The sequence below is a fragment of the Comamonadaceae bacterium M7527 genome, assembly GCA_021044545.1.
GTDB lineage: Bacteria > Pseudomonadota > Gammaproteobacteria > Burkholderiales > Burkholderiaceae_C > RS62.
Map to the genome: position 1 here is coordinate 1,217,466 of CP087990.1, position 16,635 is coordinate 1,234,100.

20 protein-coding genes are annotated in these 16,635 nt (G+C 53.4%); 4 read left to right on the forward strand and 16 right to left on the reverse strand.

The features are described from left to right. The first annotated feature begins 184 nt into the window (after window positions 1–184). Window positions 185–628 carry a helix-turn-helix domain-containing protein gene (locus LN050_05835; protein UFS55381.1) on the forward strand — a complete coding sequence of 148 codons (444 nt, stop codon included), beginning with the start codon at window positions 185–187 and terminating at the stop codon, window positions 626–628. A gap of 106 nt (window positions 629–734) precedes the next feature. Here the strand turns inward: LN050_05835 and LN050_05840 are convergent, their stop codons facing one another. From LN050_05840 to LN050_05865, 6 genes are all read right to left on the reverse strand, one after another. Further along, a complete protein-coding gene (locus LN050_05840) occupies window positions 735–1,022 on the reverse strand; it encodes a WYL domain-containing protein (GenBank protein UFS55382.1) in 288 nt (95 codons plus the stop codon). 24 nt (window positions 1,023–1,046) lie between these two features. Next, window positions 1,047–1,628 carry an RES family NAD+ phosphorylase gene (locus tag LN050_05845; GenBank protein UFS55383.1) on the reverse strand — a complete coding sequence of 194 codons (582 nt, stop codon included), beginning with the start codon at window positions 1,626–1,628 and terminating at the stop codon, window positions 1,047–1,049. A gap of 12 nt (window positions 1,629–1,640) precedes the next feature. Then, window positions 1,641–2,111, reverse strand: coding sequence for a hypothetical protein (locus LN050_05850; protein UFS55384.1), 471 nt, complete (start codon window positions 2,109–2,111; stop codon window positions 1,641–1,643). Window positions 2,112–2,135: 24 nt separating this feature from the next. Beyond that, window positions 2,136–2,492, reverse strand: a complete 357-nt coding sequence (locus LN050_05855; protein ID UFS57415.1) for a hypothetical protein — start codon at window positions 2,490–2,492, stop codon at window positions 2,136–2,138. A 132-nt stretch (window positions 2,493–2,624) separates the two neighbouring features. Next, window positions 2,625–3,413: a WbuC family cupin fold metalloprotein gene (locus LN050_05860; GenBank protein ID UFS55385.1), complete on the reverse strand. Its 789-nt coding sequence runs from the start codon at window positions 3,411–3,413 to the stop codon at window positions 2,625–2,627. Then, window positions 3,410–3,736, reverse strand: coding sequence for a VanZ family protein (locus LN050_05865; protein ID UFS55386.1), 327 nt, complete (start codon window positions 3,734–3,736; stop codon window positions 3,410–3,412). The genes LN050_05860 and LN050_05865 overlap by 4 nt, the downstream gene beginning before the upstream one ends. Window positions 3,737–3,844: 108 nt before the next feature. On the opposite strand from LN050_05865, the gene LN050_05870 reads away from it, so the two are divergent. From LN050_05870 to rfaH, 3 genes are all read left to right on the forward strand, one after another. After that, window positions 3,845–4,144: a helix-turn-helix domain-containing protein gene (locus LN050_05870; protein ID UFS55387.1), complete on the forward strand. Its 300-nt coding sequence runs from the start codon at window positions 3,845–3,847 to the stop codon at window positions 4,142–4,144. Then, on the forward strand, window positions 4,137–5,204 hold the full coding sequence (locus LN050_05875) for a hypothetical protein (GenBank protein UFS55388.1): 1,068 nt from the start codon (window positions 4,137–4,139) through the stop codon (window positions 5,202–5,204). The genes LN050_05870 and LN050_05875 overlap by 8 nt, the downstream gene beginning before the upstream one ends. An 89-nt stretch (window positions 5,205–5,293) precedes the next feature. Next, the gene (rfaH, locus tag LN050_05880) at window positions 5,294–5,791 is read left to right on the forward strand and encodes a transcription/translation regulatory transformer protein RfaH (protein ID UFS55389.1); all 498 of its coding nucleotides are present in this window, start codon (window positions 5,294–5,296) and stop codon (window positions 5,789–5,791) included. 24 nt (window positions 5,792–5,815) lie between these two features. Here rfaH and LN050_05885 read toward each other — a convergent pair whose 3' ends face one another. From LN050_05885 to LN050_05930, 10 genes are all read right to left on the reverse strand, one after another. Then, the gene (locus LN050_05885; protein ID UFS55390.1) at window positions 5,816–6,121 is read right to left on the reverse strand and encodes a hypothetical protein; all 306 of its coding nucleotides are present in this window, start codon (window positions 6,119–6,121) and stop codon (window positions 5,816–5,818) included. A 20-nt stretch (window positions 6,122–6,141) separates the two neighbouring features. Further along, the gene (locus tag LN050_05890; protein ID UFS55391.1) at window positions 6,142–8,181 is read right to left on the reverse strand and encodes a polysaccharide biosynthesis protein; all 2,040 of its coding nucleotides are present in this window, start codon (window positions 8,179–8,181) and stop codon (window positions 6,142–6,144) included. A 162-nt stretch (window positions 8,182–8,343) separates the two neighbouring features. After that, on the reverse strand, window positions 8,344–8,898 hold the full coding sequence (locus LN050_05895; protein UFS55392.1) for a sugar transferase: 555 nt from the start codon (window positions 8,896–8,898) through the stop codon (window positions 8,344–8,346). Next, the gene (locus LN050_05900) at window positions 8,898–9,851 is read right to left on the reverse strand and encodes an NAD-dependent epimerase/dehydratase family protein (protein ID UFS55393.1); all 954 of its coding nucleotides are present in this window, start codon (window positions 9,849–9,851) and stop codon (window positions 8,898–8,900) included. The genes LN050_05895 and LN050_05900 overlap by 1 nt, the downstream gene beginning before the upstream one ends. Then, entirely contained in the window at window positions 9,848–10,621 is a 774-nt protein-coding gene (locus tag LN050_05905) for a glycosyltransferase (GenBank protein UFS55394.1), read from the reverse strand. The genes LN050_05900 and LN050_05905 overlap by 4 nt, the downstream gene beginning before the upstream one ends. A gap of 466 nt (window positions 10,622–11,087) precedes the next feature. Beyond that, window positions 11,088–12,113 (reverse strand): UDP-glucose 4-epimerase GalE, encoded by a 1,026-nt coding sequence (gene galE / locus LN050_05910; protein UFS55395.1) that lies wholly within the window; start codon window positions 12,111–12,113, stop codon window positions 11,088–11,090. A 117-nt stretch (window positions 12,114–12,230) separates the two neighbouring features. Further along, window positions 12,231–12,869, reverse strand: coding sequence for an FkbM family methyltransferase (locus LN050_05915; protein UFS57340.1), 639 nt, complete (start codon window positions 12,867–12,869; stop codon window positions 12,231–12,233). 411 nt (window positions 12,870–13,280) lie between these two features. Then, window positions 13,281–14,237 (reverse strand): glycosyltransferase family 4 protein, encoded by a 957-nt coding sequence (locus LN050_05920; GenBank protein ID UFS55396.1) that lies wholly within the window; start codon window positions 14,235–14,237, stop codon window positions 13,281–13,283. Continuing rightward, complete coding sequence (locus tag LN050_05925) at window positions 14,224–15,090, reverse strand: glycosyltransferase family 2 protein (protein UFS55397.1); 867 nt, start codon at window positions 15,088–15,090, stop codon at window positions 14,224–14,226. Before LN050_05925 ends, LN050_05920 begins: the two co-directional genes overlap by 14 nt. Beyond that, the gene (locus tag LN050_05930; GenBank protein UFS55398.1) at window positions 15,087–16,430 is read right to left on the reverse strand and encodes a hypothetical protein; all 1,344 of its coding nucleotides are present in this window, start codon (window positions 16,428–16,430) and stop codon (window positions 15,087–15,089) included. The genes LN050_05925 and LN050_05930 overlap by 4 nt, the downstream gene beginning before the upstream one ends. Between the last annotated feature and the right edge of the window lie 205 nt (window positions 16,431–16,635).

The following is a 16,635-nucleotide window of genomic DNA, read 5'->3' on the forward strand; positions in this document are numbered from 1 at the left end:
GTGGTGGATGGTTGACCACCGAACAACTTTCTATTCCTACTCAAGAGGAAATGGTAGGAAATGAGCGGTAGTCCGACACCCTTGTTTGGATTAAATCATACCCACTCAGCCCCGTCAAAAAGCACTCGACTTCTGCGGCAAAGTACGCGTGAATGCAGCTCCGTGACATCAAGGAGCGACCGGCATGACCACCACCCTGAACGAAATCGAGCTGGCTGCCCGATGGGGCATGAGCCCCAAAACACTCCAACGCTGGCGCACCCAAAATGTGGGGCCTGAGTACCTCAAGCTCGGCAAAAAGATCATGTACCCGCTGGCGGACGTTGAGGATTATGAAAAGCTCATCCGCTCCAACTTTGCAGACATCGAAGAAATCCTGCTGTATCTCCAGCAAACCGGCGAAGCCAGCCTTGACCAGATCCAGGCCGCTTGCCTGGGCGGCAAAGAATCACGGGCTCACATCCAAGCCTATTTGCAGCGATTGACCCGGTCGTCACCGCCCAGGGTCAAAGCTCACATGGTTTTGCTGGATCCAACCTCTCCTGTCATGACCGCCATTTACAGCGCCTGTGCTGCTGTGCCGCAGGTGCCCCCGATTGAACCGACTCCGAGTAGTGCGCCATTGTGATGAGCTACGAAGAATATTTACCCAATTTGTAGAACAGCAACAGCCCCAAAACACTCGCCGAAACTGTGGAATTGAACCCACGTCCGGATTCTGAGTTACAGCACACTCAAAGCTCTGCAGTGATAACCCGGAAGGCGCTGTCACCTCTTTTGAATCCAGGACGGGGACCAATGAACGAGCGCGGCAATTCAGCCAAACTGAACATCTCATCAATGTGGAACATTTTCCACCCCACATATTCCCCAGATTCGCTTCCACCTCCGATCTGGAATGCCCTCAAAGCTCTGTGCCCCTTGGTATCAATGCCGCACGTATGCGGCTCAACCGTGCGTGAAAACCCATCGTAGGTGAACGCCAACAGATGGCGGTTTTGAATAGCTCTTTCAATGATCATTTTGAAAACCCCCAAATTACCGTCTCAACTCTCATCCAACGGAACACCAGATCTCCAGAGCGCGGTATGCAACACCTGAAGCAGACGGTTGGTGCCAGGCTTAATGAGTCGTTGTGCGTTGCGTTTACTCAGCTGCCCAATGCCCGACTGAAACAAAGCAATGCATGTGTGATGCGGGTGCTGAGCCGAAGCGTAGACCATGCCATCCAAATTCATGGCTCTGCAGTCAGCAGCCAGCTCCTGTGTTTGGATCAACCGAAGGGACTGCAACACAGGGTATGGTTCGGCCAAGCCACGCAAATCGGCCAATCGCAACGTGCCCTTGGTCACAAATTCGACCAGACATCTTCGGCGCAGCTCAGACAGAGTTCTGCTCACGGTCTCGCGCCTGAGCAATGATTCATACAGCGCCGTCTCCGGGCTGTCGGCCAAATAGGCGACTGATTCGTCTGGTAAGCAAAAACGACCATGCATCAAACCGATTGGCGGCATCGACAAGCCATTCATTTGCACGCTGGTGGCTCGCGACCGGATCAGCTGAACACGATAAAAAACGTAAGGGGCAGCAAGTTCAATAACAGTTGGGTTGAGGTCTTTGAATTTCATGGGCAATCAAGATCAATGCCCTTCTGCTGTTGCAAGGTCAACAATGCGCTGGCCCGACAAGCCCTGCTCCAGGGCAATGCGTGGCGCCAGTCCATCAAGTGCTTCGTGCGGAGTTTCCAAAAACGACAGCATTTGCCACCCATCGGTGGTGCCCAAGGCGTCTGACAGTGACTGAATCACTGGAAAGACGTAGGGCTCGAACTGCCATTTCGGCATCTTGAAGCCACGGCGCAAATGTGTCACCCCAATGCAGCGGCCACTCTTGATCCAAGCGTTGATCGTGACGCGGGTCGTCCCGCTCAGTTCAGCAGCTTCATCGGTGGTGATCATGTCCGAGGCATTGATGCGTTGACGTCTGTAATCCGCACCACGACGCAGCAATGCAGTGGTCTGCGCCTCGGTGGCGTAGGGGTCTGCCGTGCTTGAGCGACGTGGGTTGATGGAGTCAAAAACAACAGAGAAAGGGGAAGTTAATGTATTCATGGCAATTGAGTCTTGGGCACCAATTTAAGGTGCATTACGCATATCGGGCTTGGTGCTGCCGAAAAACCGCTGCTGCCCAGCTAGGGGTTGCTGCAGAGCCACATGCAGCGGCTTGTTCATTCCAGCTACCAGATCACCGGAATGGGCGCTGACCTTGGAAGGCTTGAGTGGGCGCCACAGGCCGTGGAGCCAACCACTGCAGATGCTCTGCGCGAAAGCCAGAACGCCATGCACCGCCATGAATGCCTTCATCATGGCGTGGGCTATTTTGTTGGGCTCAAACGGCACCACGGCGCCATTTCGGCGAATGATTTGATAGTTGGCCAATGCCTGGACCTTGCTTGGCTGTTCGCAAACAACCGTGTCTTTCCAAGTCAACATGTGCGCCCTCCATGCTTGATTGCAGCTCACAGATGAATTCTGTCTCGTCTTGATTAATTTGTCAAGTTCGTTAAGTTAAGAAAGAAGCCTAATCCGTTCGCGTCAATTGAACCCAGATCCACATCCGGTCGGTCAGGCGCCCTCAATCACCCTGGCAACTTCGCCATGACACTGGTTGCATTGCCCAGTCAGGATCAAGTCGCCGCGCTCGATACGGCCAGTAAAGTGGGTAATGGTGACGCTGGTTCTGCAGTCACCACACCAAACATTGCGCAGCAGGCGCTGGCGGATCTCTCCGGGGATGGCCTCCCATCGCTTGAGGGCCTGCGGTGTGAAACTGGTCGGAGCAGCAATCTTTGAGCCTCTGAATTTTCCGGTCACCACGTTTGCCATGCCTGAAGAAGAGGCGGAAAACTTGGCAGCACCATGAGAACCAGCGAATAGCTCTCGCCACTGCCTTAGCAAGGCCAACGCTTCCTCCGTCCCCTCTTCCGGTGCCCAATCAGCAAACTCACGCGGTCCCTGCGGGTCAAACGGCCCAGCCTTGCCTTCCAGCAGCACCGCATCGGGCGTCAGGGCGAGCACCGTGTGCCAAGTCCCGGAAGGCATGTCCACCACAGGGCCAACGCCTGGACCGGCGTGGCTTTGTGTGCCGAGTTTGAATTGCTGGACCAGCTGCCCGGCATCGTCAAAGACCAGTACACCCAATAGGCCTTGCACAGCCACCAAAGTTTCGTCCTTGGGCACCAAGTGATGTCGGTGGGGCCGCACATAGCTGTCCAAACCAAAGGCGATGAACAGCCGTTGAAACGGTGCGTCATGGCTGGCGTGGATATTCAGGTGCTGCCGCAAACGTGGCGAAGCCTTGGCCTGATCGTGCAAATCAGTGAATTGGTCGAACGTAAAAACTCGTGCACTCATGAAACTGCCCTCTCCTGTTTGCGGCCTTGAAAACGCCACCAGCCGCTGATCACCATCCAAGCCACCGATACGCCCACGGAATCCGCCGCTAGATCGGCCCATTCTGCAAAGCGCCAACCAACGGCCCACTGCGCACCTTCAATGCCTGCACCATAGGCCAGCATGCCCACCACCACGCGCAAAGCATGCACTGGCCACAGCAGCAAGGCCCAGCCGGTCAACACCACAAAGGCCAGGGCGTGCTGCGCCTTGTCCCACCAGTCAAACACCGGCATCTGTAAATGCTCGATGGGCATCAGCGCCAGCACCGTCACTGCCGCCATTGCGAAATACCAACCAACACGCAACCAAATCACTTACAACATCTCCGAGCACACGAATTCATACGATCATATGAAAATATTCCTACCACTTGGGCTACTCTACCGCCTATGGATTCTTTCATTCCCTCCGCCATGCGCAGGCAACGCAACCAACGGCATTTGACGCTGGAAGCGATCTCGGGTGCCACGGGCATGTCGCCGCAGCATTTGTCCGAGATCGAGAGCAGCAAGCGCGATCCGCGCCTGTCGTCCATCGAGCGCATTGCAGAGGCCATGGGCCTGAGCGTCATGCTCGTGCCAGAGCACATGGCCCCAGAAATCCGCCGCTACATCGCCACGCAAGGCCGGGTTTACACAACTACGCCCGCCTTGCCTCAGCCATCCAACCCAAGCCGTCAAGATGCCTAAAAAGCCCACCGCCTCAAAAACCTCAAGCAAGCAGCAGCTCACCTTCACCATCCGCCAAGAGCCAGACCCCGACACCGACGAGCCCATTGAGTTTGGCCGCTTCTCGCGCAACTGGGACCAAGAGGATGCGCTGGACCAGCTCATGGACAACCTGGACGCTGGCCGTATCAACGACAAGCAGGCCCTGCTGCTCGCCCAAAAACTGTTGACCCAGTCGCCCGGTAATCTGGAACTGCAAAACTACCTGGCCAACCGCCTGTGGGCACTGGAAATGCGGGATGAAGCCACCGAGGTCTGGGCCAAGGCTTTCAAGCAGGCCAGCGCCCTCATCCCCAAAGGCTACTCGGGCCAGATCAGCTGGTCAGAGGTGGACAACCGGCCGTTTTTGCGTGTGGCCCACGGCTACCTGCTGGGCCTGATGGACCGCCGCGATGCCAAAGCCGCTCAGCAGCTCGCCCAAAAAATGCTGGCCTGGTGCCCGGCCGACAACCTGGGCGTGCGCATGCTGGTGGGCGACATCAGCATGATGCTGGGCGACACCCGCTCGGCGCTGGGGCATTTTCTGGAACATGCGCCTGACTCACCGGCCCACTGGTACCAGGCCGGGCAAATTGCTTTCAGGGGTGGGGATTACGTGTCTGCCTGCACCTACATCCGGCGCGGGATCGCGGCCAACCCCTACATTGCGGAGGGGCTCACAGGCAGAACGGTGTTGACGGAGCACCTGTACTGGCATGCCAGCAACCGGTACGGTGCCGAATGGGCAGCCGAGTATCTGAACGCGCCCAGCTGCGACTGGACGCCCGAAGAAATCGACTTTGTGGACTGGGTCTTCAACTCAGCCGCCGTGCTCAAAGAGCGGGCCAAACTGGCCGAACAGCACGAAGGCCTGACCTACGAGCGCGACCCCGAGCGCAGGGGGGCGTATGCAGAAAAGAGCGCCTATTTCGTCAGCGGCATCACCGACACCCTGTCCAAAAAGCTGGTTCGCAAAGTGCGCAACCGCTACAACCAAGACATCTGGCCTTGGGATCGGGCAGGTTTTGACCGGCTAAGCTGAAAACGGCCCAGCTTCAGGCCGCTCTGTCAGTTACCGGTCACCCAACCCGGTAGAATAAGTTGTCAAATCTGTAAGAAAAAGGCCTTGAGATGAGCAACTGGTATCTGATCCACACCAAGATCCGCCAAGAACGGGTTGCTCTGGAAAACCTCGAGCGTCAAGGCTTTGCGTGTTTTTTGCCGCTGATCCGTGCAGAAAAACTGCGTCGGGGTGCCTTGCAGGTGGTGCAAGAGCCGCTCTTCCCCCGTTACCTGTTCATCCGCCTGGGCACTGGGTTGGAATCACAAAGCTGGGCACCTATCCGCTCCACCGTCGGCGTGAGCCGCTTGGTCACGTTTGGCCAGACGCCCGCCAAGATTGAAGACGAGCTGATTGCCCAGCTGCAGGTCAAAACGAATTCGGCCGAGGTACAACTGCGTCACTTTGAGCCTGGTGAGCAGGTCGTGGTGACCGATGGGCCATTTGTGGGGGTAGAGGCCATCTACCAAATGGCCGATGCCGAAGGCCGGGTGATGGTGCTGCTCAACATCCTGAGCAAGCAAGTCAAGATGACCGTGCCGCCAGCCAGCATCCGCAAAGTCAACTGAGCCCTGCCGAAGGGCAGATCTGGGTCAGCGCCGACCTGAGGCCAGCTTCTCTTCGATTTTTTTCTGCACCCAGTCGGACACGTTTTTGTATTCGATCCGCTGGTAGCCGCTCGATTGGATCTCTTGCCAGTGCTGGCCGATCAGAGCCTCGAGGGCGTCGGTGTTGGGTGCGGCCAAGTCAATGTCTTCGCTGAAGATCAGCTTGTTGCCCGCAATCAAGTCCACAGTGCCCCAATCGCGTGGGTTGGGCAGCTCGTCAATGCTCACGTAGAGCACGGACGGGTCACTCTTGGGCATGAGCATGTTGACGAAGTTTGACAAGATTTTCATCGGCCGCCCATCAGCCCAATTTACTCATTGGCCAGCGCTTCACGCTCCAGTGCCATGTGTACCCAGTCCACCACTTCGCCGCTGGGCTGGTAGCCGCTGACCAGACTCTTGAGCAAGGCGCGGATGACCGGCACATCGTTCACGCTCATGGCCATGCTCAAGGCGTTGAGCTTGCCCTCCAGTTGCGCCCAGCTCAAGTACTGCTCATGCGCTTTCATGATGCGCGGGTGCTGGGTGGGCCTGGGGTTGTCGCCAATCAGCAGCTCTTCGTAAAGCTTTTCTCCGGGGCGCAGGCCGGTCACGGTCAGCTCAATGTCGCCACTGGGGTTCAGCTCATCGCGAACCGTAAGGCCCGACAGTTCCACCATGCGGTGCGCCAGGTCCATGATCTTGACGGGCTGGCCCATGTCCAGCACAAACACATCACCGCCCTGACCCATGGCACCGGCCTGAATGACCAGCTGCGCCGCCTCAGGGATGGTCATGAAGTAGCGGGTGATGTCGGCATGCGTCAGGGTGACGGGGCCACCGTTTTTAATCTGCTCGCGGAACAACGGCACCACAGAGCCACTGGAGCCCAGCACATTGCCAAAGCGCACCATCGAAAAAGTGGTCTTTGCAGTCGGTGCCCTACCGCCCTGGGCAGCCACGGCCGCATTCACCTCCGCCAGTGCCTGCAACACCATTTCCGCCAAGCGCTTGGTCGCGCCCATGATGTTGGTGGGCCGCACCGCCTTATCGGTGCTAATCAGCACAAAGTTCCGCACGCCATTGCGCGAAGCTGCTTCGGCGCACACCCGGGTGCCCCACACGTTGTTGCGCACGCCCTCTGCGGGGTTGTGCTCCACCAAAGGCACATGCTTGTAGGCAGCAGCGTGGTAGACCGTGTGCGGCTTCCAGGTGTCCATGATCTCCTGCATGCGTACCTCGTCGCAAACCGAGGCCAGCAAGGGCACGATCTCAATGGCGGGTTCGTCACTGCCCTCTGCCACTTCAGGCGCATCGCCCTCCACTGGCTCGCTCACGTTCACCCTTTCGCCTGCAAGCGATGCCTGCAGCTCCTGGTGAATTTGGTAGAGCGCAAACTCGCTCATCTCCACCAACAGCAACTGTTTAGGGTTGGTCTTCAGGATCTGACGGCAAAGCTCGCTGCCAATACTGCCCCCCGCCCCGGTCACCAGCACGGTTTTGTGGTGGGTATTCAGGTTGAGCAGCAGGCCGTTGGGCTTAACCGGTTCACGGCCTAACAGGTCGTCAATGTCCAGCTCTCGCACATCGCTCAGGCTCACCTTCCCGGTGGCGATATCACTCAAGCCTGGCAGTGTGCGCACCGCCACCTTGTGGGGCTTAAGTGCATTCAAAATCTCGTTACGCCTCTGACGCGAAACACTGGGCAAGGCCAGCAGCACATCGGTGATGCGGGTGCCATTCAACACTTCAACCAAGTCAGCCGGGTTATGAATGGGCAAGCCATTCAACACATGACCATGCAGCCGGTCATCGTCATCTAAAAAGCCCACGACCCGGATCTCTGGGCTGTTGGCCATTGCCGAGGCCAACTGCCGTCCAGCACTACCGGCACCGTAAATGAGTGCCTGTGGCAAAGACGCCTTTCGTAGCTGCTGGTGATACAGCCCACCCAACCACACCCGAGCCGCAGCGCGTGATGCACCTACCAAGAGCAGTAGCAAAATCGGCTGAATCAAGCCCACCGTGCGCGGCACGCCATCGACACCCCAGAAGGTAAAAATGGCCGCGAAAGCAAGACCATACAAAAGCATGGCTCGCCCCACCGCTACCATGGCTGGCAAGCCGCTGTAGCGGAAGATGGCGCGGTATAGACCCGAGGTGATAAACACCGGCAAAGCCAGAACAACAGAGGCTAGGACGGGCCAGACGGCGGGGCCTGAGAGCGACGTGAAACTACCACTGCGCAGGTAAAAAGCCAGCCAGACCGACAGAATGCAAAGAGCAGCATCCAGAGCAAGCACGACACCGCGCTTGACTGCTCGGGGCAAAGCCAAGGCAGGCGCTGCAAAACGACTCAAAGTTCGGATCATGATTTCACCCATGATGTGAAATCCCGCAAGAGTCCCGAGTCCCGAGTCCCGAGTCCCGAGTCCCGAGTCCCGAGTCCCGAGTCCCGAGTCCCGAGTCCCGAGTCCCGAGTCCCGAGTCCCGAGTCCCGAGTCCCGAGTCCCGAGTCCCGAGTCCCGAGTCGTTCATTTTATTCTCACCCTATCTCCAGCACCCTTACCGCCAACCGTCATGAAGATGTACTTAAAGTAGGCTGACACCGTCAATTCCTTGAGCATGCGAGCATCCGTTTCCGCCAGCAGCTTCGGTGTGGACATGTCAATATTGCTGACTTGGGCCAACCCTGTAATACCTGGCCTGGCATCAAATACAGATCGTGCAGCACGCTCATTGATTAAATCAACCTGATTAAACAAACAAGGCCTTGGACCAACCAAGCTCATTTCACCTTTAAGGACATTCCAAAGCTGGGGCAATTCATCAAACTTACTCCGTCTCAAAAATGCACCCAATGGTGTGATCGCTGACGCATCAGCTAGGTGTGAAGCTACAGAGGCTGTATCAGGCCGCATTGTTCGGAACTTCACCAAAGTAAACGGTTTTTGATTGCGCCCCACCCTCTCTTGTCGAAAGATCGGTGAACCCGTATCAAACAAGCCGATCACATAAATAACGATTAATACCGGAGCACCAAATAGCAGTCCGATCGATGAAAATATAAAATCTAATAACCGCAACATTAAATCCCTCGCTGGACCGCTCTGCGCAGGCCTTCATCCACCGACACCGGTGGCTTCCAATTAAGCAACGTACTAGTCTTATCAATATCAAGCTGCAATGTGCCGCACAGGCTTTGAAACATTTCTCGTTTTCCCAGCAACTTTGAACCAAATGCTAACCAACCTACCGGTACAGGAATCAGCCGTGCGGGCCTCCCCATTATCAACCCCAGGCGTTGCAGTAGATCGGCGGTGGAGATGTCTTCCCCATCGCTGACCAAGAAGGTTTGATTTTCAGCAGCAGGATGACTCAAACAGGTTACGATCAAATCGATCAAATTATCAATCGCAACGAAACTTCGACGATTGCTGGTAACAGAACCCAACGGCAGCGGCAATCTTGATGCAATCGCACGGATCAAAGTGCCGAAATTACCGGGTGCGTAGGGTCCATAAACAAGCGGGGGCCTTATAACCGTCAGTTTCATACCAGTCCTGATAGCGACACTATTTAAGGCCTGTTCGGCTTCTGCCTTAGAACATGCGTATTGAGTATGAGGCTTGATAGCACTCCCCTCATGGATTGGCTGTCCATCACTTGTGCCCCCATGAACTCCGACAGAGCTCATAAAGATGAAACGCTGAACACCAGCACAAGCTGCAGCTTCTCCGCAGGCACGGGCGAAGTCTACGTTTGCCAATCGAAACGCTAGCACAGGATCCTCATCTCGATCATGAAGCACATGTGCACGAGCAGCCAAATGAATTACAGCACTACAGTGCTCAACAGCATCCATCCAATCGATAGCGGCAGTACCAGGACCCGACAAGTAGCGAACCTCTACATCACCAACAGGCAGCTTATCCTCAGTACCATGACGGTAAACGACTCTTACTTTGACCGCGTTTCGAAGCAATTCGGCAATAAGATGGCGCCCTATAAAACCGGACGCGCCGGTTATCAAAACTGTCATGATGATTTCAACATATTTAACCCTGCCAAGCGCTGCCAAACCCGACTTGCCAATTTATGAAATACGAAAGATGGCAGAGAGTACGGTATGCAGTTTTTCTTAAACGCGTGCAGAATCTCACGATTCTGGCGCACAATGTTTCTCCAACTTTGATTAGTGGCCCCACCTAGACGCATTCGAACTTGAATGTGTGGGATATAAGTTGACTTAACGGCACCTAGCTCTAGGTACCTCATCATAAATTCAGCATCAGCAGCCAGTCGATAATTCAGATCAAACTGTCCCAGGCGATTTAATGCTGTTCGCCGAATATAAAAAGTCGGATGTGCAGGACACCAACCATGTGCAAAGCTTCCCTTTACATATGGTCGCGATTTCCAGTATCGCACTACCTTACGGTTGTCTTCGGACACATAGACCAAGTCGCCAAAGCAAGCTTCGATGCTTGGATCGGACTCAAAAGCTTGAGCTACTCGTGTCAGGACCTCAGCATCTGCGTAAAAATCATCAGCATTCAGAAAACCAATGATATCGCCCGTCGCTCGGTCCAGACCTTTGTTCATAGCATCATAGATTCCCATATCTTTTTCTGAACTCAGCACGAGATTCGGGTGTCGATTTGCCTTGACCACTTTAACTGTGTCATCAATGGAAAGCCCATCGATAACCAAATGTTCAATATCAGTATGCTTCTGACTAGCAACAGAATGAACAGTATCTGCAATTGTAGGTGCACTGTTGTAAGAAACGGTTATGACTGAGATTTTCACTTGGCGAATTAAGCTTTGAGTACAAGATCTAATGGATTAATGGTTTATTTAGATCTTTAGGGAGAATTCAGGAGCAACTCCCAATAAATCAATACACTAGACTATAGTTTTGACCCTTGAGCAGCCGGTTGTCTGTACAGTGCCATCTCTTTGCCTGATGACAGGTAACGGCATAGTAACTATAACTTTTAACTGAACGCTTGAGTAGTTTTTTTGACCCCGTTATCGAGTAACGCCAACATGTTCAATTTACCGCTCGTTTTTACTGAGCAGCATGGCATGCTTAAAAACCTTGGCATTTATATTACGATCTACACACATCGATCATTGGGTCTCGTGGGTCGTATCAGTTACACCTTGTCAAAGAGGGTAGTTCTGAAGGCCAAGCATCGTTAGAGCGATGACACTGATTGTGGGATCAAGAGGGCTTCCGGGAATTGATGACACTGCCTCAAAAAGCAGTATGTCAGCGATAACCATCTGGGTTCATAGACTGCCAAAGCCAGGCGTCGCGCATCATTTCATCCAAACCGCGCCGGGCTTTCCAACCAAGTTCGCGTTCGGCCTTTGCTGGGTCGGCGTAACAGGTAGCAATGTCGCCGGGGCGGCGAGAGACCACGCGGTAGGGCACAGGCTTGCCGCTAGCGGCTTCAAATGCGCTAACTATATCAAGAACGCTGTAGCCTTGGCCGGTGCCTAGGTTCCACACGTGGGCGCCGGTGAGGGTTTGAAGGACTTCCAGGGCGCACAAATGACCGTCGGCCAAGTCCACCACGTGAATATAGTCGCGTACGCCAGTACCGTCGGGTGTGGGGTAGTCACTACCAAACACAGCCAATTCGGCCAACTTGCCCACCGCCACTTGTGCAATGTAGGGTAGCAGGTTGTTGGGTATGCCGTTCGGGTCTTCGCCAATCAGGCCACTTTCGTGCGCACCCACTGGGTTGAAGTAACGCAAGATGGCGATTCGCCAGCGCGGGTCAGACGCGGCCGCATCGCGCAGAATGTCCTCCACCATCAGCTTGCTGCGGCCATAGGGGTTAGTGGGCTGACCCACAGGGCAGGCCTCAGAGATGGGCATGTGTGCGGGCTCGCCATAGATCGTGGCCGACGAGCTAAACACAAATTTGAACACCCCAGCATCGGCACAAGCCTGTAGCAGCACCTGACTTCCATGCACGTTGTTATCGTAATAGCGCAGAGGCTCGGCCACGCTTTCGCCAACAGCCTTAAGGCCAGCAAAGTGCAGCACCGCATCAACCGAATGTTCTGTAAATAACCTGCTAAGCAACGCGCTGTCCCGAACATCCCCGTGCACGAACGTGGCAGAACGACCAGCAATCTTAGCGACCCGGTCTAATGATTCAGATGAACTGTTGCACAGGTTGTCCAGAACTACCACAGCGATATTATTTTGCAATAGGCCCACTATTGTGTGCGATCCAATGTAACCAGCGCCGCCAGTGACTAATACAGTAGAATAATCTCTCATTTCATTAGCTGCTCATTACTTGTGGGTGCTCTAAAGTTGGAGACTTTTTTGCTGACACCACTGAATTCATTGATTTGATGAAGGGCCGGTTTTGTATTCAAGACATACCTAAATCATCTAAGATTGATTATTGACATCACAAATCTGATCACCAATCAAATAAATTTTCTCATCAGGGCAAAGAATGACATCAATTAAATCAGGGCAAGCGGATAATAAAGGAATCTGCACAACACCCAATTTGCTATAAGAAAATATTTTATAAGAAGAAGGGAGCAGTCGCATAATACTCGAATTGAAGTCAACACCCTTTCTGTCAAAATACTCCCTATTAATCTCCAATTGAATAATTGGCCGACAATGTCGCAAAGTTCTCTCCGCCCCCCTTAAGACCTCATCCTCGTGCCCTTCAACATCCAGCTTTATAACATCAACATGATCTATACCATTATTAATTACAATAGAATCTAGAGCATGGAGCTCTATTGGTATCTTTGTTGATTTTGAATCCATGTTATCTGAAATTTCAATAGAACAATTTCCAGTACCGCTTCCCAACAAAAAGTCACCGCGCATTACCAAGTTCAACGAACCAGAACCAGATGAAAGTCCGATATTGAATGTCTTTACATTTGACAATTTATTGTTAGATATATTCTCGATAAGCCTATTAAAATTTCCAGGGTGAGGCTCGAATGAGTATACAATACCCTTGTTTTTTAACGAGTGAGCAACACAAGTCGAATAAAAACCAATGTTTGCGCCAATGTCCAGAAAGCAAGGATTATCTAATTTATTGAGTATTGAGCTAATAAGACGAATTTGAACGGGATCATAGTTGCCACCCCAAAATGCGTTAAATTACGTGTGAGTACGCAAGTCCACACGCAACTTAACGTCATTAACTAATGTCGAAACTATAGGCTCTGCGCCTAGACGCAAGAAAGCTCTATTAATGATCCAGAGAAGTCTGCCGCGCCCCCTGAAATTAGGTACAAACCTTAACGCATACGAGATAATTGCCCTAAAGTTACTTAACATTTGTATTAGACCTTTCAAAAAACGAATTGAACACTTTTGCGACTTAACCAGCAAGCGCCGCTTCGTAGACTCTGCACGTCTGAGCAAAGGTACGGTCCCATGAGAAAGCGCTTGCACGCTGAAAGCCTAGCTTCCTAAAATGCTCCCGTTGTCCGATTTGATGCAGCGATCTATAGACGCCCGAAGCGCTTCTGGGCTAGCTTCGGACAGGAGCTGTGCGGCATTACCGGCCACCTCAGGAATCGAAGAACTGTTCATCGCTATGACCGGACAGCCCGCGCGCATGGCTTCCAGAACTGGAATTCCGAAACCTTCGTAGGCACTCGGGTAGGCCAGGCAGAACGCTTCGTTGTAAAACTGGTTGAGCTGCGCATCCGACACACCTAGGTAGTGCGCGAAGCGTCCGGCTAGCTGACGCTTTACCAACTCCGATTCCTGAGGTGTAAGTGCACCGCCACCAATGCAGACAAGATCAAGATCACGCAGACCAGTCATCGCCTGCACCAAGGGCATGAAATTCTTGTATCCGCTGCGTGCTCCGACGAACAGCACAAAGGGCCGAGCTGCGCCCTTGGGTATCACGTCCGGCGACAGCGGATGAAAGGCGCTGCCGACTCCGTTGTGGACCACATGCAATCGCTCTGGCCGGATATCTGGCAGAAACTGCAGCAGATCGCGCCGCGTACTTTCAGAGATACAGATAACGGCTTGGGACGCCCTGATCGCTGCGAACTTCTGCCAGCTATGCAGCCATTTTCGTGGACCGGAAGCAAACCGCTCGTAGATGAAATCGTGGACCGTTGTAACAACCGGCACGCTCCGCTCCGGCAGCCGGTAGTAACTCGAATGGAACAGGCTCGCCTGTGTCGGCACCGAGCAGCGCCTGTACCGTTCGGCCATACGCGTGGGGCGGGTTTCGTGACCACAAGGCATAAATTTGGCGTTTACTGCCGATCCTTCATACACCACGACCCGGCAATCACCCTCTGCCTCGGTTTTCATGCGCTGAAGCAATTCGTTGAAGTAAACAGTGATCCCACCGTGCCGTTGAAGGGAATAAATGATGCCGTCAACAATCAGCATTTTTCCTCAGCCCCTGCATCAATCCACGGCACACCCCGAACAGCCGATTAAGATAAATCTGGCGCTGCACCGGACGGTGCAAATTGAAAATGGCTCCGCCGATGGAGCGCCACATCACGTAGCTCAGGTGTTTGATAACGCGGTGCTCCCCAGTGCGCACGATACTACCGTTTAGATAACCAAAACCGAGACCATATTTATAATATTTCGTGACGTCTGTCTCTTGATACTCCGGGACAGGATGGTAGACCTGCAGTGTTCCCAGGTACTCGATCCGTGAGCCCGTGCGCAGCAACCGGTAGACCATATCAGTTTCTTCACCACTGCCCAGTGGCGTACCTGCACCTAGCTGTTCGTCGAAGAAGAAGCCAGCGGCGTCGAAAGCCCTGCGGCGCACGAAGATGCCTACTGATATAGGCAGCTGAAACAGGTTGCCGAAGTGGATCTCGCAATCCAGGCCGACTGGCCGGTCACCATAAGCGCGCTGTGTGTGCGGATCAAACACATTCGTGCTAATGGCATCGAGTTCAGGTCGCCGCGTAAGGTACGCCATAACATTAGCCAGCAGCCGCTCCGGATACCAGCAATCGTCATCGGGAAAGGCGTATAAATCGCCACTGGCTTCGGCTAAACCAATATTACGGGCTTTGGACAGCGGGAGCCTACCGGTGCGTATTTCCAGCAGTGTGATGCCACGTGCAGCCAGATCGGCTTGAGGTGGTTCGAATGTGCCCTGATTGACAAAGATGAGTTCGATGGTGCATGCCGGTTCGTGTTGTGCCAGCAGCGACTGAAAGAAACGCTGCATGTCGGCATGCCGCTCTGCTCCGGTCAGGATGAGAGATAGTTTCAACGCAAACCTCGGAAAATGTTGGTCGTATAAATCCTGGCAATCATGGTCAGCGTCAACGTGAAAATGATCCATTGCAATGCCATCGATGTGAACTCACCCCGGCTAATATCGAGTGGAAAAGACATCAGGGTCATGATGCCGAACGGGACCAAATGCGCCAAATGGAAAAACAGACGGAAGGTCAAGGTCAACAGCAGCGGCACAAAAACGACCGACAGCCATCCAAAATTCACAAAACCCTCGGCAAGTGGGGTTATGGCGTATCCCATATCACCGTTGGAATACTCGAGTGAAAACTGTTGAGCTAAACTTTGTGCCTTTTCCCACAGTTCGAAGCCGGGCAGGATATACAGCGGCAGGTTGAGATAGCTGCTCCCGAGTTGTTGTTCCAGCCCCGCCTGTTCTGAGTAGTAGAGCAACGGGTAATGCGGAAATATGAATTCGCCGAACAGGTTCAGCATGTTGGTGGTGATGTCTAACTCGCCAAAGGCCGAGCCCTCCAGAGCCCGGTACACACCGAGCGTTAGCAGCACGGGGAACGACACTGCAGCCACTGCGAACAGTAATTTTTTCTTCCGGAAGATCGACAGCACGATCAGGAAAATTAATAAAATGGCCAGTTCCCGGCGGTTGCCAATAGCAATATAGGCGTACATGAACAGCATGACGGCGACCATTTGGATGCCGCGGGCTAGCCAGGGTGTCGGGCGGTTTTCGACACTAAACAACGAAACGGCAGCGACGGCCATCAGCCACGCGAAGAAAACGTACTGCAGCAGCCACGTCTTACCTGTTTCTACCGCTTTGGAAATCACGACCCGAGAGGCTGAACCGACCATGTCGGCCACGCCTGAACTATGAAAGTTTTTGTAATAAATTAACGCGATGACCAGCCCGAACAGGGAGGCCACGATTTCGCCCGAAAATTTCGGACGCTTTTGATTTAGAAACCGGTCGATGGTGTTATCGACGCGACTAACCAAACGGGGTGTGATGAGCAGGTGTGCGAACAGGAACAAATGTGTAGATGCCAGTGACTGAGCAAGCATGGCTCGCTGAATCGTCACCGTATCGAACGAAAATATCTCGAGATCGAATGCCAGAAAAGCCAAGGGCACAGATGCGTAAATCGCCATGACTGTGTAGAGCAACATCAAACCAACATGAGCGCGTCGACCCTGGTAATACACAAAGCTGATACTGAACCACAGCGTGAGCTCAACCAGATTCGTGGCCAGTAGCAGTTTACCAAAATGTGCCAACTGCAGGGCATTAAAAGACAGACATTTGAAAAAGATTGCTAACCCGTAAAGGCACAGAATCAACGATGCAAACAACAAGAACCTAGAGTATTGTGACCGATCACTTGCCACCAATGGACCAGGGTAATGTAGCGTAGCTATCATTTTGAGCGAATTGGATTTCTGCACGATGCGTTAGTTTCAGCGTGTACAAATCGATGTTGTAACAAATCAGCCAACCCAATTCTTTAATTCAAAGAACCTAGTGTTGCACTTAAAAATCGACACAACCTAATTATGCCTG

Excerpts from the sequence above, each read along its gene's own strand:
- LN050_05835 (UFS55381.1), top strand. The coding sequence starts at position 185 with ATGACCACCACCCTGAACGAAATCGAGCTGGCTGCCCGATGGGGCATG.
- LN050_05840 (UFS55382.1), bottom strand. The coding sequence starts at position 1,022 with ATGATCATTGAAAGAGCTATTCAAAACCGCCATCTGTTGGCGTTCACC.
- LN050_05845 (UFS55383.1), bottom strand. The coding sequence starts at position 1,628 with ATGAAATTCAAAGACCTCAACCCAACTGTTATTGAACTTGCTGCCCCT.
- LN050_05850 (UFS55384.1), bottom strand. The coding sequence starts at position 2,111 with ATGAATACATTAACTTCCCCTTTCTCTGTTGTTTTTGACTCCATCAAC.
- LN050_05855 (UFS57415.1), bottom strand. The coding sequence starts at position 2,492 with ATGTTGACTTGGAAAGACACGGTTGTTTGCGAACAGCCAAGCAAGGTC.
- LN050_05860 (UFS55385.1), bottom strand. The coding sequence starts at position 3,413 with ATGAGTGCACGAGTTTTTACGTTCGACCAATTCACTGATTTGCACGAT.
- LN050_05865 (UFS55386.1), bottom strand. The coding sequence starts at position 3,736 with ATGGCGGCAGTGACGGTGCTGGCGCTGATGCCCATCGAGCATTTACAG.
- LN050_05870 (UFS55387.1), top strand. The coding sequence starts at position 3,845 with ATGGATTCTTTCATTCCCTCCGCCATGCGCAGGCAACGCAACCAACGG.
- LN050_05875 (UFS55388.1), top strand. The coding sequence starts at position 4,137 with ATGCCTAAAAAGCCCACCGCCTCAAAAACCTCAAGCAAGCAGCAGCTC.
- rfaH (UFS55389.1), top strand. The coding sequence starts at position 5,294 with ATGAGCAACTGGTATCTGATCCACACCAAGATCCGCCAAGAACGGGTT.
- LN050_05885 (UFS55390.1), bottom strand. The coding sequence starts at position 6,121 with ATGAAAATCTTGTCAAACTTCGTCAACATGCTCATGCCCAAGAGTGAC.
- LN050_05890 (UFS55391.1), bottom strand. The coding sequence starts at position 8,181 with ATGATCCGAACTTTGAGTCGTTTTGCAGCGCCTGCCTTGGCTTTGCCC.
- LN050_05895 (UFS55392.1), bottom strand. The coding sequence starts at position 8,898 with ATGTTGCGGTTATTAGATTTTATATTTTCATCGATCGGACTGCTATTT.
- LN050_05900 (UFS55393.1), bottom strand. The coding sequence starts at position 9,851 with ATGACAGTTTTGATAACCGGCGCGTCCGGTTTTATAGGGCGCCATCTT.
- galE (UFS55395.1), bottom strand. The coding sequence starts at position 12,113 with ATGAGAGATTATTCTACTGTATTAGTCACTGGCGGCGCTGGTTACATT.
- LN050_05920 (UFS55396.1), bottom strand. The coding sequence starts at position 14,237 with ATGCTGATTGTTGACGGCATCATTTATTCCCTTCAACGGCACGGTGGG.